The sequence below is a fragment of the Filibacter tadaridae genome, from assembly GCF_900609045.1.
Taxonomy (GTDB): Bacteria; Bacillota; Bacilli; order Bacillales_A; family Planococcaceae; genus Sporosarcina; species Sporosarcina tadaridae.
Genome location: NZ_UXAV01000023.1, coordinates 25,469 through 49,259 on the forward strand (window position 1 = coordinate 25,469; position 23,791 = coordinate 49,259).

Consider the following 23,791-nt stretch of genomic DNA (forward strand, 5'->3'; position numbering starts at 1 on the left):
TTAATATGAAAAGATTGTTTGTAATTCCTGGACTGGCAGTAGTTCTTTTTCTTGGAGGGTGTATGCCATCAATTGGCAAGAAAGAAGAGAAAGTTGTTCAGGATAACGAAAAAAGTATAGAAGAAACAGTCATCATTCCAGAAGTTCAGTTGAAAGATGAGTTTTACCGCACGCTATTGCCATTCAAACCAAGCGCAAGCCGAGGACTGATTGTAGATCAGGTTTACTCGAAATATGATATGAAAGAAATTGAAGAGGGATTATTACGTCTTTCTACAAAACAATTCGACCCTGAAAATCATTTCTTCCAAGAGGGGCAATATATTAGTAAGGATACAGCCATAAATTGGCTATCAAGAAAAAGTGAAACAAATGAAGAAGGGTTAAATCCAGCAAAGACGGAAAAAATGTCGGACGATGAAGTGGCAGAAAAAGCGCCTGTTTATCTTTCTCATATTGTCGAGCAGAATTACCTAGTCATGACGGATGACAAAAAGGTGCGTTTGGCAGGTATATCAATCGGACTTGCCCTTAACACAATCAGTTATTCAAGGAGTGGGAAGGAAATAGATATTCCCGACAAAACGATAGAAAAGCAAGGAATTCAAATGAGTGAAGAAATCGTTCGACGTCTTCGTTCGCAAAAAGGACTTGAAGATATCCCAATTGTCGTGGGCCTATTTAAACAGGAAAGCCGTAACTCGATTGTGCCGGGTACTTATTTTGCAACGGCAATTGCGGAAAAAGGCAAAGCAGCTCCTTCGAAATGGACAATTGTCGATGAACAGTATGTGCTGTTTCCAACCCCAACGTCAAAAGATAAATATAGGGAAATGAACACAGCTTTTCTTCATTTCAAACAAGAGATTGATGATTATTTTCCTAGTTTCGTTAGTGTGGTGGGGACAGGTTTCTATAAAGACGGCAAGTTAAGTTCTTTGAATATCGAAATACCCATCCAATTTTCCGGAACGAGCGAAACAATTGGGTTTACACAATATTTAACTTCACTTGTTACGAAATACTTTTCTGATATCCTTACAGAAGTAAGCATTTCATCCGTTAATGGTCCGGAAGCACTTATTGTGAAAGAAGCAGGTGACCATAAACCATATGTCCATATTTATGGGTACTAACAAGTCATAACTTCTCATGTTTATAACTTGGTGTTATGATTAATCGTACAATTGACCGAATAGGAGGAGTAAAAGGATATGACCAAGTTTACGAAAGAAGATGTATTTTATTTCGCGAATTTCGCGAGAATCGGCGTGACAGATGCTGAAGCGGAAAAGTTTGCTGGGCAACTTGATGACATGGTCGGTTTTGCAGATATATTAAGTGAGGTCGACACGGATAACGTTGAACCGATGACGCATCCGTTACAGCTTTTCAATGTACTGCGTGAAGATGTACCAACGGATATACTAAATCGTGAAGAAATGCTAAAGAGTGTGAAGGACCATGAAGCCGGAATGATTAAAGTGCCGAATATCCTTTAACTTAATTCAGCAGAAGTCCCCCACTTCCATAAATGGCGGGATGAATGCTAGATATGCATTCAATTCAGTGGGGGTTCAAACCCCTGCTGAATCAAGTTAAAGCCTCCGGCGGATGTCACAGATTTTGAAGGGAATAAATTGAGCAAGCTCAATTCAAAATCTGGACGCAATCACGCCGAGGCGCGATTGATTAAAGTGATTTGAGGAGGGAAAAAGATGACGTTATTGAAAAAGACAGTAGCAGAACTTCAAACACTTTTACATAACCAGGAAGTGTCTGTCAAAGAATTAACCGAAGCAACATTTGCGCGCATCGCTAAAGTAGATGGGGATGTACAAGCTTTCCTGACAACAACAGAAGAGGAAGCGTTTGCGAAAGCTGAACAACTGGATAACCAGCCTAATGCAGAAAGAGGACCTCTTTTCGGCCTGCCGATTGGGATAAAAGACAATATCGTCACAAAAGGGATTGTTACTACATGTGGTAGTAAAATGCTTGAAAACTTTGTGCCCGTTTATGACGCGACAGTCGTTGAGAAAGTCAATGACGCAGGTATGGTAACTGTCGGGAAACTGAATATGGACGAATTTGCAATGGGATCGACAACTGAACGATCCGCATTCAAACAAACACATAATCCATGGAACTTAGCCCATGTACCAGGGGGTTCTTCAGGTGGTCCCGCGGCTGCAGTTGCAGCAGGAGAAGTGCTCTTCTCTTTAGGAACTGATACAGGTGGTTCTGTTCGTCAACCTGCCGCATTTTGTGGTGTTGTCGGTATGAAACCGACCTATGGACGGGTATCTCGCTCCGGTCTTGTAGCTTATGGATCTTCACTTGACCAGATTGGCCCAATCACTCGGAATGTTGAAGACAATGCACTTTTACTTAGTGCAATCGCTGGCGTCGATCGCCGGGATTCTTCCTCATCATCACTGGCTGTTCCAGACTTCGGAGCTGCGCTGACAGGCGATGTGAAAAACTTAAAAATTGCCGTTCCAAAAGAATACCTTGGAGAAGGCGTCGCAAAAGAAGTGAAAGATGCAGTGATAGAAGCACTAAAAGTTCTTGAATCACTAGGTGCAAAATGGGAAGAAGTCTCACTTCCACATTTGAAATATGCATCCCCAGCGTACTATGTTATTGCTACAGGTGAAGCATCATCGAACCTTGCACGTTTTGACGGCATTCGTTATGGCTATCGTCCCGTTGATGCAAAAAACCTTGAAGAGATTTACTTGCGTTCACGTTCCGAAGGGTTCGGAGAAGAAGTGAAAAAACGCATTCTCTATGGAACATATGCACTAAGCGCGGATCATTATGATGATCTTTATGTAAAAGCAATGAAAATCAGGACATTAATCGCCCAGGACTTTGCAAAGGTATTCGAAAACTATGATGTGGTCATTGGTCCATCTTCCGCAACACCGGCATACAAAATAGGACATCTCCTTAATAATCCGTTAACACTCTATGCAAACGATGTATTAACGGTACCTGTCAATCTTGCGGGATTACCAGCTATTTCCGTGCCATGCGGATTTACAGAAGGGCTGCCAATAGGCATGCAAATTATCGGTAAACATTTCGATGAATCAATGCTTTACAAAATAGCACATGCATTTGAGCAAGCAACTGATTTCCATACAAGCACTCCAACCATTGGGGAGGGGAACTAACCATGAACTTTGAAACGATTGTCGGGCTTGAGGTCCACGTAGAACTTAAAACAAATACAAAGATATTTTCACCAGCACCTGCCCATTTTGGTGCGGAACCGAATATGAACATTCATGTCACTGATTTAGCTTATCCTGGTACGTTGCCGACACTGAATACGCGTGCTGTAGATTTTGGCATGAAAGCTTCCCTTGCGCTGAATTGTGAAGTAGCACGGGTCATGAACTTTGATAGAAAGCATTATTTCTATCCGGATAATCCAAAAGCCTATCAAATTTCCCAAGATGACCGTCCAGTCGGCTCCAACGGTTGGATTGAAATTGAAGTGAATGGGAAAAAGAAAAAAATCCGTATTGAACGTGTTCACCTAGAGGAAGATGCAGGGAAGCTGACGCACTCTGATAATGGGTATTCACTTGTCGACTTGAATAGACAAGGGACACCACTTATTGAAATCGTCACAGAAGCGGACATCCGCTCACCTGAAGAAGCATATGCATTCCTTGAAAAACTGAAAGCAATCATTCAATACACAGGCGTGTCTGACGTACGTATGGAGGAAGGATCACTTCGTTGTGATGCGAATATTTCCCTTCGACCATTCGGACAAACAGAATTCGGTACAAAAACAGAGCTGAAAAACTTGAACTCGTTCAACTTCGTACGTAAAGGAATTGAAAATGAAGTCGAAAGACAAGAGAAAGTCCTGCTCTCTGGCGGAAAAATTGTACAAGAAACACGTCGTTACGATGATACTACAGGCCAAACTGTTCTTATGCGTGTGAAAGGTAGTGCGAACGATTACCGTTTCATCAACGATCCGGATCTCTCTGAAATTCATATCGATGAGGCTTGGATTGAACGTGTTCGTGCTGAAATCCCTGAACTTCCAGATGCACGGAAAACTCGTTATATGGACGAGCTCGGGTTGCCTGCATATGATGCAATGGTATTGACACTAACTAAAGACATGTCCGATTTCTTTGACGCAACAGTTGCCACTGGTGCTGACGCGAAACTAGCTTCCAACTGGCTCATGGGTGAAGTATCCGCCTATTTAAATGCTGAACAAAAAGAACTCAGCGATACTGCGTTAACACCTGCTGGTCTAGGAAGTATGGTCAAGCTGTTGACTGATGGAACGATTTCATCGAAAATCGCGAAAAAAGTATTTAAAGAACTGATTGAAAACGGCGGAGACGCAGCGGCTATCGTAAAAGAAAAAGGACTTGTCCAAATTTCCGACGATGCTACGCTCCGTAAGTTTGTAACGGACATCCTCGATGCAAACGAACAATCAATTGAAGACTATAAAAACGGGAAAGACCGTGCAATCGGCTTCCTCGTCGGTCAAATCATGAAAGCGACAAAAGGGCAGGCCAATCCGCCACTTGTCAATAAAATCCTTCTCGAAGAAATTGGGAAACGCTAATATCAGCACGCTCTACGAAAGGCTTATCTTAGTCGATTTGTAGAGCGTATTTTGCGTTTTTTCTTCTGAAAAGGCTGTACGCTATCTTAAGAATTTGATTCGCATGGAAGAAGAACGTACAATTAAAGGAAAGGAGCGTGGATTTTTGATGAAAACAGAAAAACAGTATTTCGATGAAGCGATTCCACTTGCAACGTATATGGATAAGATGGAAAAGCATAAGGAAAACAGTTTTCGTATTTATGAACAATTTGAAGTGCCCAAGGACGATGAATTCATAGCGTTGCTGAAGGAAAAGAAACCGAATATCCTTGCTATTACAGAAGATTGGTGTGGGGATGCGATGTTAAATAACGCCATCCTCCGCAAAACTTGCGAAGCTGCAGACCTCGATGTGCGTGCCGTATATAGAGACGAAGATACGGATTTGATTGATAGGCATTTGACGAACGGGGGCCGCTCCATTCCAATCTATCTGTTACTCGGGAAAGACGGGGAAGTAGAAGCAAAATGGGGACCCCGTTCGCCAATTATTCAAGACGATGTCATGAGTCGACGTAAAGAATTACCAAACAATGACATGCCGGATTATGAAGCGAAACAGAAAGAGTTCTATGAGCAGCTTATGGCGGAATTTACAACGAAGCCTGAGCTATGGCTAAGTGTCTATGAGGACATCCGAAAAATGTTTCTTCCAGCTTTACAGAAACAAGCTTGACTTGATGAATAGAATGGAGGCGTTGCAACTCGTATCAGGAATGCAACGTCCTCTAGTGATGGGTTTACTTATTAAAATTGGCTGTTTGAATAGAGAGGGAAGTTCCAATGAAACGTGCACGTATTATCTACAATCCAACGTCAGGGCGGGAAGTATTTCGCAAGCATATTGCTGAAGTATTGGTAAAGTTTGAAAAGGCTGGTTATGAAACGTCTTGCCATGCTACAACGCGTGCAGGAGATGCAACAGAGGCTGCTAAATCTGCTGTTGAAAGAGGATTCGACCTTGTCGTTGCGGCAGGTGGTGATGGGACGCTGAACGAAGTTATTGCTGGCGTCAGTCCATTCGAGAACCGACCTAAAATCGGACTCATTCCAACGGGAACGACAAATGATTTTGCGCGAGCATTACGAATCCCGCGCGATATCAATGATGCAGTGGACATCATTATTAAAGGGGAAACAATTCCAGTCGATGTTGGTTTGATGAACAATCGTCACTTCATTAATATAGCGGGTGGCGGTAGAATGACGGAATTGACCTACGATGTTCCGAGTAAGCTGAAAACGATGCTTGGGCAACTTGCCTATTATATAAAGGGGATTGAAATGTTGCCATCCATCCATTCTTCCCGTATGAAGATCGAGTACGACGGGGAAGTTTTTGATGGTGAAGTAATGATGTTCCTTGTCGGTTTGACGAATTCGGTCGGAGGCTTTGAAAAGCTTGCACCAGATTCCAGTATCAATGACGGTAAATTCACCTTACTTATTTTAAAAAAGTGCAACATAGCAGAATTCATTCGCATCGTTTCACTTGCAATTAGAGGAGAGCATTTGGATGATCCGCTTGTCATTTCGAGTAGTGCTGAAAAGATTACAGTGACGTCACCTGCTGAGGTTCTTTTGAATTTAGATGGTGAAGCAGGAGGTCCTATACCTGCAACGTTTCAAAACTTATATCGCCATATCGACATGTTCGCACCACTTGACGACTTGCGGGTACAGGACCGCATATAAGATGAAGCTTGAAAAAGCTGTATGAATGCCTTTAGTAGGCCATTCATACAGCTTTTTTGTTGTCCAGTTCAAATGCCTGACGAGGCCAACAATGGTGCTTAGCTAGGCCGGCTTAAGAACTAAGCACTTTGTATAGTTCTTAGATGAAAACAATTGCCTTGTCCTGATCAACGGCCAATGCAGGCAGCTCTTTTATAGGTACCCAACGAAGACAAAATATCAATCCATTGTCAGCACCATCGCTTTCAACACGATGCTCCCATTCCGAACGTTCTTTTCCCACAAACAAAAAGTGGAATATATTTCGTTCATACACGGCAGATTTGTGTTCTGGATAATACTTCATCTTTTTTACTTTGCCCTTCAAAATAAGCTCGTCACGTGTGATACCTGATTCCTCTTCGACCTCCCGGTAAAGGGCATCGATAAGAAGTTCATCCTTTTCTATCGTTCCACCCGGTACTTGTGTGCCAGCTGACGGGTTATCCTTATGTTCGAACACAAGGATTTCCAGATTGGCGCCTTCCCCTTTTGTAATATACGCAAGCACTTTTCTTTTTAATTCCACTGTGTTCACCTCGCTTTATTCTTTCTATGATACACAAGATTCCGATAATTTGCAAGAGGCGCTCACTTAAGTGCTTCACAAAGAATTCATTTCTGCCGAGTAAAATAGCAGTTAACAGGTGGTATATTGGGTATAGATTAGAGTAAGTATAGAGAGGGAAGGACGTGTGTGTTTATGTATAAGGTACATGAGAAACGTCTAATGTGGTTGGCTTTCATCGTCGCGGGTATTATGTTGTTGTCCATAGTTAGTAGAATCTTTCGATAGAGTCTTTAGGATGAAGGGGGATTGTCAGTATGGGAAATGAAGAAGCTGTATTTTATTCACGCGTATTAACAGAGTTAACCTTATCCTTCCACATTATTTACGCCACAATTGGCGTTGGGGTTCCGCTCATGATTATGATTGCCCAATGGGTAGGAATTAAGAAAAATGATGAGCATTATATTTTACTGGCACGCCGCTGGGCACGTGGTTTTATCATCACGGTTGCTGTAGGGGTTGTAACCGGAACAGCGATTGGCCTGCAATTATCGTTGTTATGGCCCAATTTCATGGAACTAGCGGGAAATGTCATCGCTCTCCCATTATTCCTAGAAACGTTCGCGTTTTTCTTTGAAGCAATATTCCTAGGAATTTATTTATACACATGGGATCGCTTTGAGAATCAGAAAAAACATTTACTATTACTCATCCCGGTTGCTGTGGGCGCATCGTTTTCGGCTGTATTCATTACGATGGTGAACGCGTTTATGAATGCACCACGCGGATTTGATATTTCAAACGGGGAACTTATTAATATTAACCCACTTCTTGCAATGTTCAACCCGGCAATGCCGACGAAAGTAGCGCATGTCGTCGTAACGGCATATATGACAGCTGCATTTGTACTTGCGGCGATTGCTGCATTCAGGTTGTTGAAAGGGTCCAATCATGTATACCATAAAAAAGCGCTTTACCTTACGATGAAAATCGGGCTGGTATTTGCAATCGCGGCTGCAATCGTCGGTGATTTCTCTGGGAAATACCTTGCTGAATACCAACCCGAAAAACTGGCTGCTGCGGAATGGCATTTTGAAACGGAAGAAAATGCACCGCTGATTATGTACGGTGTACTGGATGATGGAGAAGTGAAATACGCCATTAAAATTCCGTTCGGTTTGTCATTCCTTGCACATAGCAGTTTTACGGCGGAAGTCGTGGGACTTGACCAGTTTCCGGAAGATGAAGTGCCTCCGCTATACATCCATTATTTGTTCGATCTGATGGTCACAATCGGCGTTGGAATGATCGCATTAGCAGGCATCTACTGGATTGGCATGAAACGTCGCTGGAAGATTATCCACGCAAAATGGTTCCGCTGGCTTATTGTACTTGGTGGACCTTTGTCGATAATCGCCATAGAAGCAGGTTGGTGGCTGGCTGAAGTCGGAAGACAGCCATGGGTTCTCAGAGGATTGATGCGGACGGAAGATGCCGCCACGACAAGTGGTCAAGTCGATCTGATGCTCATACTTTTTGCACTATTATACCTGATCCTCGGCGTGGGTAGTGTTGTCATCTTAACGCGGATGTTCCGTAAAAATCCTGTGGAACAAGAGATTGAAGACCGTGAAACGGAAAAGGGCGGTGACGTGCTATGACGCTTGAAATAATCGGCATTACTGTCCTGTGGACTTTCCTATTCGGCTATATACTAATCGGTGCAATCGACTTTGGGGCAGGGTTTTTCAATGCATATAGTAGGATCACGGCACATGAACACACTCTAACCAAAATTATCCAACGCTATTTGTCACCCGTTTGGGAAGTGACGAATGTATTCCTCGTGTTCTTTTTCGTAGGAATCATCGGTTTCTTTCCGAAAACCGCTTTTTATTATGGAACAACGCTGTTGGTTCCAGTCAGTATCGGAATTGTACTATTAGCGATTCGTGGCTCGTATTATGCATTTGAAACGTATGGTGCGCGTGGGCACAAAGGATATTCATTCATGTATGGACTGGCTGGGATACTGATTCCAGCTTCGCTTTCCATCGTTTTGACTATTTCCGAAGGCGGGTTCATCTCCATGGTGGACGGTAACCCGGTACTCGATTATTGGATGCTGTTCACAAGCCCGCTCACATGGGCCGTTGTTGTATTAAGTATTGCAGCCACGCTTTATATATCCGCGACATTCTTAACCTGGTATGCCAATAAAGCAAGGGATCCGGAAGCGACAGATCTTCTACGGAAATACGCACTTGTGTGGTCATTGCCTACAGCAATTACGGCAGGTGGTATCATCTTTGAATTGCGAAGACACAATCCAGCGCACTACGTCAATATTCAGGATTTCTGGCCGATGTTCCTGATTTCTGCGCTGATGTTCATCGGAACGGTTTGGCTATTATGGAAACGTCAGAAATACGGCTGGGCTTTCATCCTACTCATCGGACAGTTCATCTTCGCATTCTATGGCTACGGTGCATCGCATTATCCATACTTGCTATACCCGTACCTAACAATTTACGACAGTTTTACAAATCCCGCGATGGCAATTTCACTGATTGTCGCGTTCATATTAGGATTGGGTCTACTCATTCCGTCAATCGTACTACTCATGCGTTTGTTCTTGTTCGATAAAGACTACGTACGCGGAAAAGGCGATTATCACGCATAAGGGAGGAACCGCTTCATGACACACTTTCTAATGTTCTACGCCCCGTTCATTGTCTTATTTGGTGGAATTGCAGCAGCATTTATCATCGCCCCAATGGACGGTGCGGTATACAAACAAATGGAGAATGAAAAGAAGTGAATGGGGAGCAGACGTTGTTATAACGTCTGTTTTTTTACGGGGAATTACTGGCGGTTTGTGCGTGAGTAATCAAAAGCGGGTGCCGCGCACTCAAAAAAAGCGAGAAGCGATCAATCGCCGCCGTCCCGCGCTCAAGAAAAGCAATAACCGATCAATCATCGCTGCCCCGCGCTCAAAAAAAGCAATAACCGATCAATCGCCGTCATTCCGCGCTCAAAAAAAGCGATAAGCGATCAATCACCGCCGTCCCACGCTCAAAAAAAGTAGGAAGCGCTCAATCATCGCCGTCCCGCGCTCAAAAAAAGCAAGAAGCGATCAATCGCCGCCGTCCCGCGCTCAAAAAAAGCAATAAGCGATCAATCCCCGCTGCCCCACGCTCAAAAAAGCGAGAATTAATCAATCACCGCCGTTCCGCGCTCAAAAAAAGCGATAAGCGATCAATCACCGCCGTCCCGCGCTCAAAAAAAGCAAGAAGCGATCAATCGCCGCCGTCCCGCGCTCAAAAAAAGCGAGAACCGATCAATCGCCGCCGCTCCACGCTCAAAAAAAGCAATAAGCGATCAATCACCATCGCCGACCGCCCATACAACCACCAACTACCCAAAAACTCCCCTCATATAAATCAGTCCCCTGCCAATTTCCCGCCCGTCCATGGTAAACTAGAGGCATACGAAATTTGGAGGAAAAACAATGTCATTTAGCATAAATAGAAACGATCGACTCAACGTCTTCGTGGAAGACTTAACACACGATGGCTCAGGCGTAGCAAAAGTGGATGGCTATCCACTCTTCATTCCAGGCGCACTTCCCGGTGAGGAAGTAGAAATTCAAGTTGGTAAAACATTAAAAAATTACGGATTCGCACGCCTATTAAACGTAACCAAAGCATCGCCCCATCGTGTAGAACCACCTTGCCATGTATTCTGGGAATGTGGGGGCTGCCAAATGCAGCACTTATCCTACGAAGGGCAGCTTGTTCAAAAACGCAAAACAGTGCGTGATGTAATGGACAGGATCGGTAAATTGCCGCATGTGCCCGTACATCCTGTTAAAGGAATGGAAGATCCGTGGCGCTATCGCAATAAATCACAAATACCTTTCAGCGAACAAGACGGCAAAGTCGTTTCCGGTTTTTACAAATCGCGCACCCATCACATCGTCGACACGGATGTCTGCATCATCCAAAGCGAAGAAGCGGACGAACTAATGTCTACGCTAAAACATGAAATGCACGCAATCGGTCTCGAAGCCTATGATGATAAAACACATCGCGGCATGCTTCGGCATTTGATTGTCCGCAAAGGACGAGCTACAGGCGAACTAATGGTAGTCCTAGTGACGCGTAAAAAGAAATTCCCGCAAAAAGACGCAGTCATCGATCTCATTAAACGAGTAGCCCCTGAAGTAACGTCCATCATGCAAAACGTCAATGACCAGAAAACAAACGTCATTTTTGGCAATGAAACAAACCTACTCTACGGAAAACCAATCATCGTCGATTCAATCGGCAACATCGATTTCGAAATATCGGCAAGGTCTTTCTACCAAGTGAACCCCATACAGACGGAAGTATTGTACGGACAAGCCCTTGAATACGCACAACTGAGAGGCAACGAAACCGTCATCGATGCATACTGCGGAATCGGCACAATCTCACTATTCCTCGCCCAAAAAGCGAAAGAAGTATACGGCGTCGAAATCGTCCCGGAAGCAATCAAAGATGCAAAGCGCAATGCTGAATTGAACGGCATTACCAATGCCAAGTTTGAAACAGGTGCTGCGGAAGTTGTCATACCCAAATGGTACGCAGCTGGCAAACGCTTTGACGTACTGGTCGTTGATCCACCGCGTAAAGGCTGTGACGAAGAACTGCTGAAAACAATTTTAGAATACAAACCAAAACGTGTCGTCTACGTATCATGCAATCCCGGTACACTAGCACGCGACTTGCGCATCTTAGAAGACGGTGGCTATCGTACTCAGGAAATCCAGCCTGTGGATATGTTTCCCCAGAGCTCGCATGTAGAGTGTGTGGCGTTGATGGAGTTGGAATAGTAGTCCAGCAACAATCCCTTTCACTTTATAAAAGCCTTGCAAACGTCAATTCTTGCTTGTTTCAAACAAAGTCCTATACCCAGAAACCTTGAAATACTACAACTATAGATTAAAAAGGAGACATCATTATGAATGAGCAACAACTAGCGACACTTCGTGTTAATGGCAAACTAGAACACGGATTAAAAAATACAATAAGTGTAAGAGACTTGCCAGTATTTTTTGTTGATGAACCAGAAAGACTTGGTGGCACCAATACGGGTCCTAATCCACTGGAATATTTCTTGGGAGCACTTTCGGCCTGTACAACTATAATGGTTGCATATGTAGCTAAAGAGCTGAGCTTTACATATAAAGGTTTGGAGTATGATACGGAAGGGATATTAGATCCACGTGGTTTTAAGGGGGTAGAAGGTGTACAAACTTATTTCCAAACAGTTCAACTTAATGTGGTAGTGGAAACCGACGAAACAGAGGCGGCAATAGAACAATTAAAAGAAATCGTTGAAAAGAGATGCCCATTATATAATCTGTTGAAAGATGCAGGGGTTGAAGTAAATAGTAATTGGTCAAAAAAGTAGTTACATCGCTAACTGTCCTGTAAGGCATGCAGTTAAGAAAACCCAACCAAAACAATAAAGAGTCGACAGTGGGCCAATCAAAGACCAATTTGATTGGCTCCATGTTTACTTACTATTCGATCGTAGTTCATTGTACGAGAGTGAGGGGATTTAACAAGAACAACTAAAAACGAGACAGAAGGTGAAATTTCAGATGATCCATATTCTTTTCAGTGATGCCTCTGCAGGAAGTTTAAGAGTAGCTTTAAAGGGTTTAGGTAGATACAAAATGGAAAAGATTGTATCCTTTAGAGACATGTTCTCAATTGGACCAATCTGGCAGTTACACGATGAGATAGGGAAAGAAGCAAGATTTACTTGGATGAAAAATGTGATGAATGATGAAAACGAAGATTTTCATGTCTTTGTAAAGAGCTTTAAAGAATCTGTAAATCAAATAAAATCTATTCCAGGGGACGAAACGATTACTATATGGATTGCTGATAACTCACATGAGCAGACTGGACTGCGTTACGTTCTCCATCTGTTAAATAGTAGGGATAACGACATCAAGGTTATCAATACAACCAAAAAACATAGAGAGCTTTTCAGTAAAAAGGATATAGAATATACGGTATTACATACAGGAGAAATTTCTCCTGAAGAATTTCAATCTATATATGGGCATAGTAAAGTTATTCCATCACTTACACAACGTAAACGAGAAGATTTAGAAAATAGATGGCTATCTCTTTCTGATAACCAAGAAACATTAAGAATATGGAAAAGCGATAGAATACAGAGCGTTTCTGAAAACTATTATGATCAATTTATTATTCAAAAAGCAAAGCATCTACATAGAAAACCGGAGCTAAATGGATTTATGAAATCTGCAAGATTAATTGGTGACGTTCTGGGAAACTTAGAACAACATGTAGGCGACTCATTTTTAGAATATCGACTAAGAATGCTAATAGATGCGGGGATATTTGAGTCGGAAGGAAGTCTTAAGGCCATGCGATTTTATAGCGTTAGATTGAAATAATGATGCCAAGAAAGAATATGGGGAGATTGAATTGAGAACAGTGATTTTAGTGGTATCTTTTGTAGGTATGCTGATTTTAGTAGGTTGTCTATCACGAACGGCAGAAACAATGGTTCTATTGGATGAAAAGGTTTCTGAAGTGAAAATTTCAAAATCAAACGGATTTGGCGGAATGAATGAAGATATTATGCAATCATATACCGATGCCGAATCAATTAAAACGTTTAAAAACGCGATTACAACCGCTCAAAAACAAATAGGACATGTAGATGTATCGGACCCAGAATACGATGTGATGGTTGAATATACATCAGCAGAAGAAGGTCAATTGCCAACGCACGGTATTCATTTGTGGCTGGGAAAGAAAAATGAAAAGAGTATGTTCATGTACATCGATGATGATGAAGTTTATCTTACCTCGGTAAAAAACACACAGAAGTTAAGATTATTAATACAATAAAATTGAAAGTCATGATATTTGCTTAAAGAATTTACGAGATTATTTATCAACCTACTCTACCCTAAATTACTTGAATTGGCACTGTTCCTTGCGTTCTCTTCACTTTAACCCGACGAAACTTAATTTAAATCGAGAATAACATGAACAAAAAGCGTGAAAAGCACTCAATACGTAAACGAGAAGTGGGAGGAAACTAATATGACAAATATAAATAAAGAGTTGTCACCAGAAAAACGTGATGAATTACTCAATACATTAAAAGCCCGTTTTGAAAAAAACATGCATCGCCATGAAGGACTCGAATGGGCTGAAGTACAAACTAAGCTCGAAGCCAATACTGAAAAACTGTGGTCGCTCAATGAAATGGAAGTAACTGAAGGCGAACCGGATGTTGTCGGTCATGATAAGAAGAAGGATGAATACATTTTTTATGATTGCTCAGCGGAAAGTCCTAAAGGTCGCAGAAGTATTTGTTACGACCGTGAAGCACTGGAGTCAAGGAAAAAACATAAGCCAGAAAATAACGCTATTGATATGGCAACTGCCATGGGCATTGAACTTTTAACGGAAGAACAATACCGGGAGATACAGATACTTGAAAAGTTCGATAAGAAAACGTCCAGCTGGGTGCAAACGCCTGCTGCTATTAGAAAACTAAAAGGGGCCATCTTTTGTGATTGTCGCTACGACACTGTCTTTGTGTACCACAATGGAGCAGAATCCTACTATGCATCAAGAGGTTTCCGTGGTGTGCTAAGGGTCTGAATTTTGCACAGACAGCTAAATTTGAATTTGAGAACGAATCACCTGTGGAAAGGCTTTAATTCTAAACAGAAAGTCTAAGCACATTGGAGGTATAGCAATGACTAATAAAAACAAAACGGTGGTCCGTTCAATGGATGTCCTAAACTTATTTATAGACCATGCGGAACTGACATTCCAAGAAGTTATAGAGCACTCTGGTATCCCAAAAACATCTGTCTATCGCATGCTCATGTCTTTTGAAGAAATGGGGTTTCTTGTGAAAGGGGAGGATTCGAAATATCGCTTAGGTCTCTTATTTCTTAAATTTGGTCATTTGGTCTCTTCAAGAATCAATATTCGTAATATAGCCTACCCAATCATGCAGGATCTCCATCATGATGTGAATGAGGCTGTCAATCTAATCATAAAGCAAAATGATGAAGCAATTTACATAGAAAAAATTGATACACTTCAAAAAGTTCGCCTTTACACGGCGATTGGTAGAAGAAGCCCCTTATATGCTGGAGCTTGTTCCCGCGTTATTCTTTCATTCTTACCCGATACGGAAATTGATGCATATATCGATTCTATAGAGCTCAAACCTTTTGGTATGGGGTCTATTACAGATAAATCCCATCTTTATGAAACAATTAGACAAGCAAGAATCGACGGTTATACCGTTAGTCATTCTGAATTGGAAAACCATACATCGGCGATTGCAGCACCGATATTTGACCATAAAGGGGAAGTCATTGCAGGGATTAGTGTCGCAGGCATTGAAGCAAATTATCAAAATGAAAAAATCCCGATGTATGCAGAAAAAGCTTTAGAGGCAGCAAAAAAAATATCGAATCAATTAGGCTATACCGATTAGTAGTGAATTCCCCCTATGCAAATCAAGCAACTTGAATAGGGGGGAATAAACAAACTGAGGCATATGTATTGAACAAGTCTTTTATGTTTTCGATTGAATTCCAATTCTAATGTTAGTTATAATCTGCTCATTTCTCAACAATTCCTTTTCGGCTTCCCCAATTGAAACTTCCTTGAACTGAATGGTACCGGTCGGTTGTAATTGCGCCAAACTAGGCAAATCAGCCGAAATAATTTGGGCGATCTTTGGATAACCGCCAGTTGTTTGGCGATCTGCCATTAAAATAATGGGCTGTCCATTTGGAGGAATCTGTATCGTTCCATAAGTGACACCTTCAGACAGTAACTCGAATTTTTCAGTCAATGATAGAGGGAATCCCTCCAAACGGTAGCCCATTCGATCAGATGCAGTAGTTAGTACATACGGTTCCCCGTTTAATTTTTGTCTACTAATTTCGTTAAAATGATTATACTCAGCACCTTTACTAATTCGAATGGTTTGCGTCTGCTGAAAACGGATTAGTGTTTCGTAATTTACAGTCCATGTAAAGTGGTCACTTCTTTTACTTAACTGTTGAACAAATGATTGACTAGTGGCATTCAGCTTCCCACATGCAAGCACATCTCCTTTTTCCAAAGCCCTTCCCAAAAAACCGCCAATACCAGCCCGGACATATGTACTTTTACTTCCCATAACTTCAGGAACAACGAACCCACCAGCAAACGCGACATAAGCACGACATCCTTTTCGTGCCGACTTAAACGTCAATACGGAATCTTTTCGTACAAGAATGGGACGCCACATCGGCACTTCTTCGCCGTCAACCGTTGCCATCAAATCACCACCGGTAATTGCAATGAGTAAATCTGTTTCAAAGCGAAGAGTTGTCCCAAACAACGTAATTTCGAGAGCGCCTTCACCTTCTTCATTTCCCACTAGCAAATTTGCTATGCGTAACGAATAGCTATCCATTGCGCCACTTACAATAACGCCGTATTTCTGCGAACCATATCTCCCCAAATCCTGAATTGTGGTCAAAAGTCCGGGATGAAGTACTTGGATACTCATGAATTCATCTCCTTTAAATACTCATATTCCCCGGAAGAAATAGGCTTGAAGCGAATTTTATAGCCCGATTGCAGTAATGTCGGTGGCCATACATCCGGAAGGAAAAGATTGATAGGGGTCTGACCAATAATCTGCCAACCTCCGGGCGTCTCCAATGGATAAACCCCTGTTTGCATCCCGGCAATTCCTACGGCTCCCGGAACAATGGCTGTTCGAGGAGATTCTTTGCGGGGTGTTGCAATTCGTTCATCCATGCCACCCATAAAAGGGAAACCTGGTGCAAAGCCAATCATATAGACCAGGTACTCATTTTCAGAATGAATTCGGATAACTTCTTCGGTAGTTAACCCGTGAAAGTTTGCGACGTACTCTAAATCGGGTCCGTACTTACCTCCGTATAGCACTGGAATAGTGACATGCTTTTCGTCAGATAATGCCTGCTTGCCGATTTGTAGAACCAAGTCTTCCATGTAAACGCTAACATATTGAAAAGAAGTGTTTATCAATACACTTTTAATAGACTGATGCACAATGTAAGGATTGTAGTAAACAGTCAAACTTGTGTAAGCCGGAACAGACTCTATATAACCATTAAATGGGCTTGCATCCAATAGTATAGCCAACTCTTTTACATTCTTATGAATCGAAGGGTTAATCCCTTCGCCTAACTGGACAATCAGGGCAGAATCCCCTAATGGCTTTATAAGAGCCTTTACAATTTCTTTACTCATTCTAACAACTCCCTGAGTTTCGAAATACGGTACCGTAGTTTTACGAAATGGATCATACAATCATTATAATAGTCGAAAAACAAAATACAAGTACGTCAAGTCAAAAAAGTAATTCTTTTCTACTGCCTTCTAAATTCATGGAATAATGTCTATTCAATAGTAGATTTATATGATAAAGTGAATTTATAATTCAAAACCTTAGTTCCGTATTCCGGAAATTAAGCATTTTGTAAGCGCTTTCTATAAATAAATACTTACCGTTAATGGAGGGAAAACTATGTTTCGGGTAGATTTAAATTGTGATTTAGGCGAAAGTTTTGGTCGCTATACTTTGGGCGAGCAGAAAGAAATATTAAAATATGTAACATCAGCAAATGTTGCTTGTGGTTTTCACGCAGGTGATCCAAGTGTCATGAGAGAAACGGTCAAGCTTGCAATTGATAATAACGTAAAAATTGGTGCGCATCCTGGACTTCCAGATATAAATGGATTCGGTCGCCGTGAAATGAAAATCACTCCACAGGAAGCGTACGATATGGTCGTCTATCAGATCGGGGCATTACAAGGGTTCTTAACAACATGCAATGCTTCAATGCAACATGTAAAACCACATGGTGCGCTGTACAATATGGCAGCCAAAGATGAAAAACTTGCAGAAGCTATTGCACAAGCTGTATACGGTATTTCACCAAAACTTGTATTAGTCGGTCTTGCGGGAAGTGAATTAACAAAAGCTGGTGAACGAATTGGCTTACGAACAGCACATGAAGTATTTGCGGACCGAACATATCAAGAGGACGGTACTCTTACATCACGTGCACAAACAGACGCAATGATAATAGATAAAGAGCAATCAGTTGCTCAGGTTATAAAAATGGTGACAAAAGGTAAAGTCATGTCCCAACAGGGAGTAGAAGTTTCAGTGAAAGCTGATTCAATTTGCATTCACGGGGACGGAGAGCATGCGTTGGATTTTGCAATTTATATAAAAGAGAAGTTAGTGCAAAACAATATCATGGTTTCTGCAATTTCGGAATGAGTGGAGGATTTATATGAAAAGAAATAACTTAGAGCAAGCTCCTGTGAAGAAACAAGTAAGTAAAAGTGTCTTGCTAGGAGCGGCCTTTTTAATGGCTACCTCTTCCATCGGACCTGGATTCCTTACGCAAACAACTGTATTTACGCAACAATTAGCGGCAAGTTTTGGATTTGTTATCTTAATTTCATTGCTCTTAGATGTCTTTGTACAAATTAATATTTGGAGAATTATTGCCGTGTCTGGTTTGAGAGGCCAAGAGATAGCTAATAAAGTGTTACCAGGACTTGGGGTTGTGCTCGCTGTATTAATAGTAATCGGAGGACTTGCATTTAATATTGGAAACGTCGCCGGGGCAGGACTCGGGCTTAACGCCATGTTAGGAATGGATCCCATCAAAGGGGCCGTCATAAGTGCCGCTTTTGCAATCTTCATATTCTTGTTTAAAGAAGCTGGCAAGGCAATGGACAAAGTTGCACAAGCTGCTGGGGTTGTCATGATTCTATTAATGCTTTATGTTGCATTTACAACCTCACCTCCAGTAGGGGAAGCAATCGTTAATACTTTTAAACCGGAACATATTAGTATTTTTGCTATCGTCACGATTATTGGTGGGTCGGTAGGAGGATACATTACATTTGCTGGCGGCCACCGTCTATTGGATGCAGGTGTAAAAGGGATTGAATCATTGCCGGACGTCACGAAAAGCTCTGTTATGGGAATTGTTGTGACAGGGATTATGCGCGTGGCTTTGTTCTTGGCAGTCCTTGGTGTTGTATCAATGGGGCTTACGATTGACCCTTCTAATCCACCTGCTTCAGTTTTCAAATTGGCTGCAGGTAATGCGGGGTATAGAATGTTCGGTGTTATTATGTGGGCGGCGGCTATTACTTCCGTTGTCGGAGCTGCATACACATCTGTTTCATTCATTCGATCTTTTCATCCCGCCATCGAGAAGTATCACAACTGGATAATAATCTTATTTATACTGGTCTCGACACTTACGTTTGCACTTGTCGGTCAACCCGTGAAAATACTTTTACTTGTCGGTGCGTTAAATGCACTAATTTTACCTCTTGCTTTGGGAACAATTCTAGTTGCTGCTTATAAGAAGGATATCATTGGTAGTTATAAACATCCGCTTTGGCTGACAATAACGGGAGGATTTGTTGTCATCATCATGGGTGTTTTAAGTATCATGACACTCTTTGAGCAACTGCCATTACTTTTTTAATGAACGATAGTACTAGTTGAAGGAGGACAAGTGATGGAAGGCTACGAAAAAATGTCTCCAATAGAAATCAGGAAATTAATCAGCGAACAGGTCATTACAGGACCGACGGCAGGCATGTCAAAGGGATTTACGCAAGCGAATCTTGTTATATTGAAAAAAGAACACGCCTATGACTTTTTACTATTTTGTCAACGAAACCCGAAGTCGTGTCCTTTATTGGACGTGACGGAATTAGGCTCTTTCACTCCTAACAAAATCGCAACTGGTGCAAACATTCTGACCGATGTGCCAAAGTATCGAATCTATAAAAAGGGGGTATATACAGCAGAGGTGCTAGATGCAACTGCTTACTGGGAAGAAGACATGGTCTGCTTCCTGCTAGGATGCAGCTTCACGTTTGAAACACCACTTCTAGCAGCCGGTATACCCATCCGACATATTGAAGAAAAATGCAATGTACCTATGTACAAAACGATGATTGCCTGTGAAAAAGCAGGTGTCTTTGAAGGGCCAATGGTAGTAAGTATGCGGCCTATGACTTATGAGGATGCAATAAGAGCCGTGCAAATTACCACTCGTTTTCCTGACGTTCATGGAGCACCAATTCACATTGGAGACCCAAGTCAAATTGGCATCACGGATATTGACAAACCAGACTTTGGGGATTCAGTCACTATCAAAGATGGTGAAATTCCAGTATTTTGGCCGTGCGGGGTCACACCACAGGCAGTAGCAATGCAAAGTAAACCCTCGATTATGATCACACATGCCCCGGGTTGTATGTTTATTAGTGATATCAAAGATACGGCGTTGAGTGTGTTATGAAATCGTAATTAACTGTGAAGAGTCGAAAAAATACCCATCATTACATAAAAAGTAAAGGTTGGACATCTATTTGGATGTCCAATTTTTATTTTACTTGATTATATAAGTTGACATAAAGAATCCTCTTAACAACGCTCGGCGCTTGGGGATGCCTCCCGCAATATGCCAGACAGAAGACCGCTGTCAGTCTTATTGCTTCGGCTACCCCAGTGAGGCGCCTTCGCAGGATATTATATTAAATCATTAGTTCAACATATATAGTTAAATCACTTGTCGTTTCATAATAAAGTGTAGGCAACTGGCACCATGAATTACTTAAACAACTGGTCAATCTGATCCCGGTCATTGTCCAATAACCAGTCATTTTTTTATATAAAGTTGGCGTAAATCTTCTTTGGAAGCTGTGTTTGAAAACTTTAGTACTTCTTTCGTTGACTTGCAAAAGCCTTTCTAATTAAGATAAAACAAATCACATGAAAAGTGAATCGGAATAGGCTTGGGATCCGTCAGTAAGGTGAAGGTAGGTGAGGTTGTGGCGGAAATTGAAGAGGTCATTGACGAGCATGGAGATTATTTACTGCGTGTTGCTTACTTGTATGTAAAAAATAGGGCGACGGCAGAGGATATCGTGCAAGAAGTCTTTATCGCTTTTTATGAAAAACAGGGGCAGTACAGAGGTGAGGCATCGCTGAGAACTTATTTAGTGAAAATGACGGTCAATCGTAGCCATGATTTTTTACGAAGCTGGAAGAACAAGCGGATCACGCTGTTTGAGAAAGTAACGGGGAAAAGTACCAACCGTACCCCTGAACGGTCCTTGCTTGAAAAGGCGGAGAAGCAAGAATTGGTAGAGGCTTTGTTTACCTTATCAATCACCTATCGTGAAGTGCTCATTCTATACTACTTCCAGGAAATGACGACAGTGGAAATAGCGGAGTTATTGGATTGTCCGCAAGCGACGATAAGAACGAGGTTACAGCGTGCGCGGAAGCAACTGGCAAATCGGATAGTTGATTATGAATGGGAGGAACTACGCCATGAGTCAATTTAAGAAGGATTTACTTCGCGAGCTACAACCTATGTCGTTATCCGCAGAGAAAAAGCAACTAATCGCAACGAAATCAAAAGCTAAAGTACATAATCAAAAAAGACGTGTCAATTGGCAATATCGAATTGTGCTCGCGACTTTCACGGTTTTTGCACTTGGTTTCGGTTATTTATTAAGGCAACAAGGTGATTCTGCGAATAGTTTACAGGGGGCGTCACCAGATGAAGCCCTAACAACTATAAATTGGTCCATACTCGATAATGATATTTTGAAAACAATTCTTTTCTTTAGCTTTTTTATTGTCCTACGCTTCTTGTTAAAGCGAGGCCTTCGAAAAAGGGGCAAAGGCTTACCTGTTTGTGTGGAATGCGGTGAAGAATGGTCCTATAGGGAAGCATTGAAGCAAAGCATGAAAAACGGGGGAACGACATGTCCTTACTGCACCAAAAAGCAGTATCGAACGAAAAAATCGGTAAAAAAAACCGCTATGCTAAACTTTTTTATACCTTTTATTACTCTCGTTCCTCATCTATTTACTAACATTTTATTAGGAATCGTTGTGTATGCTATCTGTGCTGCGTATATGTTGTTTAGCCTAAGTCCATATTATATGGAACTCCAAGAGGATGACCCCATCAATGAACCTTTCTGGTGATCAAAAAAGGATTTAAGTAAGGACAATCATTTACAACTAAAACAGCGAGCTTTTCTCCTATATTGTCAGGGGAAGGCTCGCTTCACTGTTTTAGCGAATTTACTTAGTGACAACTTAGGTAAAACCATCGAAGACGTCTTAAAAGTGGTATCGCGGTAGGCAAAACCCAAGCGCCGAAATGGATTCAAGAGAATTCTCTATTTCAACATAAACAGCAATTTCAAATATACCCGTTAACACGTGATTTATCTTCTTCTATTATTTCGTTTTTCAAATCTTCAATGCTTTTTGCACGTCGTTCATTTTTCGACTTGATTGTAGCACGTTCTTGTCCTTCTGCAAATGCCATCGCTTCTTCTGCCGCTTCCATATTACTAATTGTTTTCTTTAACCTCTCTTCATTATCAGCTGAATCATTCGGTTTTGGGTTGATCTTTGACATTTTACATCCTCCTTCTTCTTTTAGAATCCTTCAATAAATAGCGTACCCAAATTTTCAATAACTATTTGAAAACCATTTTTTTAATGGCTTGGCCTGCATCATGCCTTTTTTTAGAAAACTTTAATTTCATTTCGTAAAACCTTTGGTATACTAAAACTAATAGGATACTATGCATGTTAAAATAATGATTCTATAAAATTTCCAGCGAAGGCGCCTCACTGGGGTAGCCGAAGCAATAAGACTGACAGCGGTCTTCTGTCTGGCTTATTGCGGGAGGCATCCCCAAGCGCCGAGCGTCGTTGAGAGGATTCCTTATGTCAACATATATAGTTAAAAAAACGAAGAACGGTACTACTTTTAGACAAGGAGGATGCAAATGAGTAACATGGATATGCAACTACACGATTATCTCATCAATAACTTATGCGCCATATCGGACGAATGGCTTGCGCAACGAATAGAAGAAAAGGGATCCATCTATTCAGTGGATGCAGGTGAAACGGCGGAAACCAAACTTCGGGAACAAAACAGATTAACCAATCTCGCTGTTGCTAGCAGTCTATTGGGAGAACAAGGGGACTTTGAAAAAAATAAGGAACAATGGGCTCTTATAGTAGCCAAAAGTAGGGTAAGTAGTAATACACCTATTCATGAAGTGCTGGATGCGCTAAGTAAAGTTAGAAAAACATACTGGTCTTTCATCGTAAAATTTGTGGAACTAAAAGGTGATGAAGTTACCAGGGCGGACTTATTAAAATGGGGAATTACAATACACGAAGCGTTTGATAGGCTTACTGTCAGTTTTTCGGAAATGTACTACCAGGTAATGGATAACAGACTCTCAGCACAATTGCAGTTAATCGAAGAATTAGGAACACCTATCATAAAAGTCAATGAATCGGTTGGTGTGTTGCCATTAGTTGGTGATATCGACACGTTACGTGCACAAAAGTTTTTGGAAGATGTTCCTGCAAGGTGTACGGAACAACATATTGAGCATTTATTCATCGACCTATCAGGTGTGTCAATCATCGATACAATGGTTGCCCACCAAATCTTTCGAAGCACACAGATACTGAAATTATTGGGGATTAAATCGACGATAACGGGAATCCGCCCGGAAATTGCTCAGACTGCAGTTCAGTTGGGATTGAATTTCTCCCAAATAGATACGTTTAGTTCGTTACAGCAAGCTCTGGAAAACGGTTTCCGGATAATAAAAGATAAATGAACAGTGATGGATATAAAAGGTAAGGCGTCCCTTTATCGTAGAACAGGTAGGAAATTATAA

At 41.6% G+C, this 23,791-nt stretch carries 25 protein-coding genes; 21 read left to right on the plus strand and 4 right to left on the minus strand.

The annotated features are described in order from the left end of the window. The first annotated feature begins 5 nt into the window (after positions 1-5). The 6 genes from FILTAD_RS04020 to FILTAD_RS04045 all read left to right on the plus strand — a co-directional run bounded on the left by FILTAD_RS04020 (position 6) and on the right by FILTAD_RS04045 (position 6,352). Positions 6-1,136, plus strand: coding sequence for a CamS family sex pheromone protein (locus FILTAD_RS04020; RefSeq protein ID WP_124069230.1), 1,131 nt, complete (start codon positions 6-8; stop codon positions 1,134-1,136). A 78-nt stretch (positions 1,137-1,214) separates the two neighbouring features. Further along, entirely contained in the window at positions 1,215-1,502 is a 288-nt protein-coding gene (gene gatC, locus FILTAD_RS04025; RefSeq protein ID WP_124069231.1) for an Asp-tRNA(Asn)/Glu-tRNA(Gln) amidotransferase subunit GatC, read from the plus strand. A 216-nt stretch (positions 1,503-1,718) separates the two neighbouring features. Further along, complete coding sequence (gatA, locus tag FILTAD_RS04030) at positions 1,719-3,182, plus strand: Asp-tRNA(Asn)/Glu-tRNA(Gln) amidotransferase subunit GatA (protein ID WP_124069232.1); 1,464 nt, start codon at positions 1,719-1,721, stop codon at positions 3,180-3,182. A 2-nt stretch (positions 3,183-3,184) separates the two neighbouring features. Beyond that, positions 3,185-4,615 (plus strand): Asp-tRNA(Asn)/Glu-tRNA(Gln) amidotransferase subunit GatB, encoded by a 1,431-nt coding sequence (gene gatB / locus FILTAD_RS04035; RefSeq protein ID WP_124069233.1) that lies wholly within the window; start codon positions 3,185-3,187, stop codon positions 4,613-4,615. 148 nt (positions 4,616-4,763) lie between these two features. Further along, positions 4,764-5,333: a thioredoxin family protein gene (locus tag FILTAD_RS04040; protein WP_124069234.1), complete on the plus strand. Its 570-nt coding sequence runs from the start codon at positions 4,764-4,766 to the stop codon at positions 5,331-5,333. 107 nt (positions 5,334-5,440) lie between these two features. Continuing rightward, positions 5,441-6,352, plus strand: coding sequence for a diacylglycerol kinase (locus FILTAD_RS04045; RefSeq protein WP_124069235.1), 912 nt, complete (start codon positions 5,441-5,443; stop codon positions 6,350-6,352). A gap of 139 nt (positions 6,353-6,491) precedes the next feature. On the opposite strand, the gene FILTAD_RS04050 is transcribed toward FILTAD_RS04045, so the two are convergent. After that, on the minus strand, positions 6,492-6,920 hold the full coding sequence (locus tag FILTAD_RS04050) for an NUDIX hydrolase (protein ID WP_124069236.1): 429 nt from the start codon (positions 6,918-6,920) through the stop codon (positions 6,492-6,494). Positions 6,921-7,216: 296 nt separating this feature from the next. Between FILTAD_RS04050 and FILTAD_RS04055 the strand changes: the two genes are divergently transcribed. The 9 genes from FILTAD_RS04055 to FILTAD_RS04095 all read left to right on the plus strand — a co-directional run bounded on the left by FILTAD_RS04055 (position 7,217) and on the right by FILTAD_RS04095 (position 15,461). Beyond that, positions 7,217-8,563 (plus strand): cytochrome ubiquinol oxidase subunit I, encoded by a 1,347-nt coding sequence (locus FILTAD_RS04055; RefSeq protein WP_124069237.1) that lies wholly within the window; start codon positions 7,217-7,219, stop codon positions 8,561-8,563. Continuing rightward, a complete protein-coding gene (locus FILTAD_RS04060; RefSeq protein WP_124069238.1) occupies positions 8,560-9,585 on the plus strand; it encodes a cytochrome d ubiquinol oxidase subunit II in 1,026 nt (341 codons plus the stop codon). Before FILTAD_RS04055 ends, FILTAD_RS04060 begins: the two co-directional genes overlap by 4 nt. 15 nt (positions 9,586-9,600) lie before the next feature. Next, positions 9,601-9,723 (plus strand): cytochrome bd oxidase small subunit CydS family protein, encoded by a 123-nt coding sequence (gene cydS, locus FILTAD_RS16165; RefSeq protein WP_282432568.1) that lies wholly within the window; start codon positions 9,601-9,603, stop codon positions 9,721-9,723. A gap of 690 nt (positions 9,724-10,413) precedes the next feature. Next, the gene (gene rlmD / locus FILTAD_RS04070; RefSeq protein ID WP_124069240.1) at positions 10,414-11,778 is read left to right on the plus strand and encodes a 23S rRNA (uracil(1939)-C(5))-methyltransferase RlmD; all 1,365 of its coding nucleotides are present in this window, start codon (positions 10,414-10,416) and stop codon (positions 11,776-11,778) included. Between the two features lie 128 nt (positions 11,779-11,906). Further along, positions 11,907-12,359 (plus strand): OsmC family protein, encoded by a 453-nt coding sequence (locus FILTAD_RS04075; protein WP_124069241.1) that lies wholly within the window; start codon positions 11,907-11,909, stop codon positions 12,357-12,359. Between the two features lie 193 nt (positions 12,360-12,552). After that, a complete protein-coding gene (locus FILTAD_RS04080) occupies positions 12,553-13,383 on the plus strand; it encodes a DUF1835 domain-containing protein (RefSeq protein ID WP_124069242.1) in 831 nt (276 codons plus the stop codon). Between the two features lie 40 nt (positions 13,384-13,423). Next, a complete protein-coding gene (locus FILTAD_RS04085; RefSeq protein ID WP_238988140.1) occupies positions 13,424-13,843 on the plus strand; it encodes a YhfM domain-containing protein in 420 nt (139 codons plus the stop codon). A gap of 198 nt (positions 13,844-14,041) precedes the next feature. Beyond that, the gene (locus tag FILTAD_RS04090; protein WP_124069243.1) at positions 14,042-14,608 is read left to right on the plus strand and encodes a DUF4256 domain-containing protein; all 567 of its coding nucleotides are present in this window, start codon (positions 14,042-14,044) and stop codon (positions 14,606-14,608) included. A 97-nt stretch (positions 14,609-14,705) separates the two neighbouring features. Next, the gene (locus FILTAD_RS04095; protein ID WP_124069244.1) at positions 14,706-15,461 is read left to right on the plus strand and encodes an IclR family transcriptional regulator; all 756 of its coding nucleotides are present in this window, start codon (positions 14,706-14,708) and stop codon (positions 15,459-15,461) included. A gap of 81 nt (positions 15,462-15,542) precedes the next feature. Here the strand turns inward: FILTAD_RS04095 and FILTAD_RS04100 are convergent, their stop codons facing one another. Beyond that, complete coding sequence (locus FILTAD_RS04100) at positions 15,543-16,529, minus strand: 5-oxoprolinase subunit C family protein (protein ID WP_124069245.1); 987 nt, start codon at positions 16,527-16,529, stop codon at positions 15,543-15,545. Beyond that, positions 16,526-17,260, minus strand: a complete 735-nt coding sequence (gene pxpB / locus FILTAD_RS04105; protein ID WP_124069246.1) for a 5-oxoprolinase subunit PxpB — start codon at positions 17,258-17,260, stop codon at positions 16,526-16,528. The genes FILTAD_RS04100 and pxpB overlap by 4 nt, the downstream gene beginning before the upstream one ends. Before the next feature lie 277 nt (positions 17,261-17,537). On the opposite strand from pxpB, the gene FILTAD_RS04110 reads away from it, so the two are divergent. The 5 genes from FILTAD_RS04110 to FILTAD_RS04130 all read left to right on the plus strand — a co-directional run bounded on the left by FILTAD_RS04110 (position 17,538) and on the right by FILTAD_RS04130 (position 22,058). Further along, a complete protein-coding gene (locus FILTAD_RS04110) occupies positions 17,538-18,299 on the plus strand; it encodes a LamB/YcsF family protein (protein ID WP_124069247.1) in 762 nt (253 codons plus the stop codon). 13 nt (positions 18,300-18,312) lie between these two features. After that, complete coding sequence (locus FILTAD_RS04115; RefSeq protein ID WP_124069248.1) at positions 18,313-19,530, plus strand: NRAMP family divalent metal transporter; 1,218 nt, start codon at positions 18,313-18,315, stop codon at positions 19,528-19,530. Positions 19,531-19,563: 33 nt separating this feature from the next. Continuing rightward, positions 19,564-20,355 carry a putative hydro-lyase gene (locus FILTAD_RS04120; RefSeq protein ID WP_124069249.1) on the plus strand — a complete coding sequence of 264 codons (792 nt, stop codon included), beginning with the start codon at positions 19,564-19,566 and terminating at the stop codon, positions 20,353-20,355. Between the two features lie 532 nt (positions 20,356-20,887). Further along, entirely contained in the window at positions 20,888-21,406 is a 519-nt protein-coding gene (locus FILTAD_RS04125; protein ID WP_124069296.1) for a sigma-70 family RNA polymerase sigma factor, read from the plus strand. After that, positions 21,393-22,058 (plus strand): TIGR04104 family putative zinc finger protein, encoded by a 666-nt coding sequence (locus FILTAD_RS04130; RefSeq protein ID WP_160117557.1) that lies wholly within the window; start codon positions 21,393-21,395, stop codon positions 22,056-22,058. The genes FILTAD_RS04125 and FILTAD_RS04130 overlap by 14 nt, the downstream gene beginning before the upstream one ends. 220 nt (positions 22,059-22,278) lie before the next feature. Here FILTAD_RS04130 and FILTAD_RS04135 read toward each other — a convergent pair whose 3' ends face one another. Then, positions 22,279-22,500 (minus strand): small, acid-soluble spore protein tlp, encoded by a 222-nt coding sequence (locus FILTAD_RS04135; protein ID WP_124069251.1) that lies wholly within the window; start codon positions 22,498-22,500, stop codon positions 22,279-22,281. A 376-nt stretch (positions 22,501-22,876) separates the two neighbouring features. On the opposite strand from FILTAD_RS04135, the gene FILTAD_RS04140 reads away from it, so the two are divergent. After that, positions 22,877-23,731: an STAS domain-containing protein gene (locus FILTAD_RS04140; RefSeq protein ID WP_124069252.1), complete on the plus strand. Its 855-nt coding sequence runs from the start codon at positions 22,877-22,879 to the stop codon at positions 23,729-23,731. Positions 23,732-23,791 lie beyond the last annotated feature (60 nt).

Excerpts from the sequence above, each read along its gene's own strand:
- FILTAD_RS04020 (WP_124069230.1), top strand. The coding sequence starts at position 6 with ATGAAAAGATTGTTTGTAATTCCTGGACTGGCAGTAGTTCTTTTTCTT.
- pxpB (WP_124069246.1), bottom strand. The coding sequence starts at position 17,260 with ATGAGTAAAGAAATTGTAAAGGCTCTTATAAAGCCATTAGGGGATTCT.
- cydS (WP_282432568.1), top strand. The coding sequence starts at position 9,601 with ATGACACACTTTCTAATGTTCTACGCCCCGTTCATTGTCTTATTTGGT.
- FILTAD_RS04110 (WP_124069247.1), top strand. The coding sequence starts at position 17,538 with ATGTTTCGGGTAGATTTAAATTGTGATTTAGGCGAAAGTTTTGGTCGC.
- FILTAD_RS04135 (WP_124069251.1), bottom strand. The coding sequence starts at position 22,500 with ATGTCAAAGATCAACCCAAAACCGAATGATTCAGCTGATAATGAAGAG.
- FILTAD_RS04060 (WP_124069238.1), top strand. The coding sequence starts at position 8,560 with ATGACGCTTGAAATAATCGGCATTACTGTCCTGTGGACTTTCCTATTC.
- FILTAD_RS04100 (WP_124069245.1), bottom strand. The coding sequence starts at position 16,529 with ATGAGTATCCAAGTACTTCATCCCGGACTTTTGACCACAATTCAGGAT.
- FILTAD_RS04130 (WP_160117557.1), top strand. The coding sequence starts at position 21,393 with ATGAGTCAATTTAAGAAGGATTTACTTCGCGAGCTACAACCTATGTCG.
- FILTAD_RS04115 (WP_124069248.1), top strand. The coding sequence starts at position 18,313 with ATGAAAAGAAATAACTTAGAGCAAGCTCCTGTGAAGAAACAAGTAAGT.
- FILTAD_RS04075 (WP_124069241.1), top strand. The coding sequence starts at position 11,907 with ATGAATGAGCAACAACTAGCGACACTTCGTGTTAATGGCAAACTAGAA.
- FILTAD_RS04095 (WP_124069244.1), top strand. The coding sequence starts at position 14,706 with ATGACTAATAAAAACAAAACGGTGGTCCGTTCAATGGATGTCCTAAAC.
- FILTAD_RS04120 (WP_124069249.1), top strand. The coding sequence starts at position 19,564 with ATGGAAGGCTACGAAAAAATGTCTCCAATAGAAATCAGGAAATTAATC.
- FILTAD_RS04090 (WP_124069243.1), top strand. The coding sequence starts at position 14,042 with ATGACAAATATAAATAAAGAGTTGTCACCAGAAAAACGTGATGAATTA.
- rlmD (WP_124069240.1), top strand. The coding sequence starts at position 10,414 with ATGTCATTTAGCATAAATAGAAACGATCGACTCAACGTCTTCGTGGAA.
- FILTAD_RS04045 (WP_124069235.1), top strand. The coding sequence starts at position 5,441 with ATGAAACGTGCACGTATTATCTACAATCCAACGTCAGGGCGGGAAGTA.
- FILTAD_RS04140 (WP_124069252.1), top strand. The coding sequence starts at position 22,877 with ATGAGTAACATGGATATGCAACTACACGATTATCTCATCAATAACTTA.
- gatA (WP_124069232.1), top strand. The coding sequence starts at position 1,719 with ATGACGTTATTGAAAAAGACAGTAGCAGAACTTCAAACACTTTTACAT.
- gatC (WP_124069231.1), top strand. The coding sequence starts at position 1,215 with ATGACCAAGTTTACGAAAGAAGATGTATTTTATTTCGCGAATTTCGCG.
- FILTAD_RS04080 (WP_124069242.1), top strand. The coding sequence starts at position 12,553 with ATGATCCATATTCTTTTCAGTGATGCCTCTGCAGGAAGTTTAAGAGTA.
- FILTAD_RS04055 (WP_124069237.1), top strand. The coding sequence starts at position 7,217 with ATGGGAAATGAAGAAGCTGTATTTTATTCACGCGTATTAACAGAGTTA.
- FILTAD_RS04040 (WP_124069234.1), top strand. The coding sequence starts at position 4,764 with ATGAAAACAGAAAAACAGTATTTCGATGAAGCGATTCCACTTGCAACG.
- gatB (WP_124069233.1), top strand. The coding sequence starts at position 3,185 with ATGAACTTTGAAACGATTGTCGGGCTTGAGGTCCACGTAGAACTTAAA.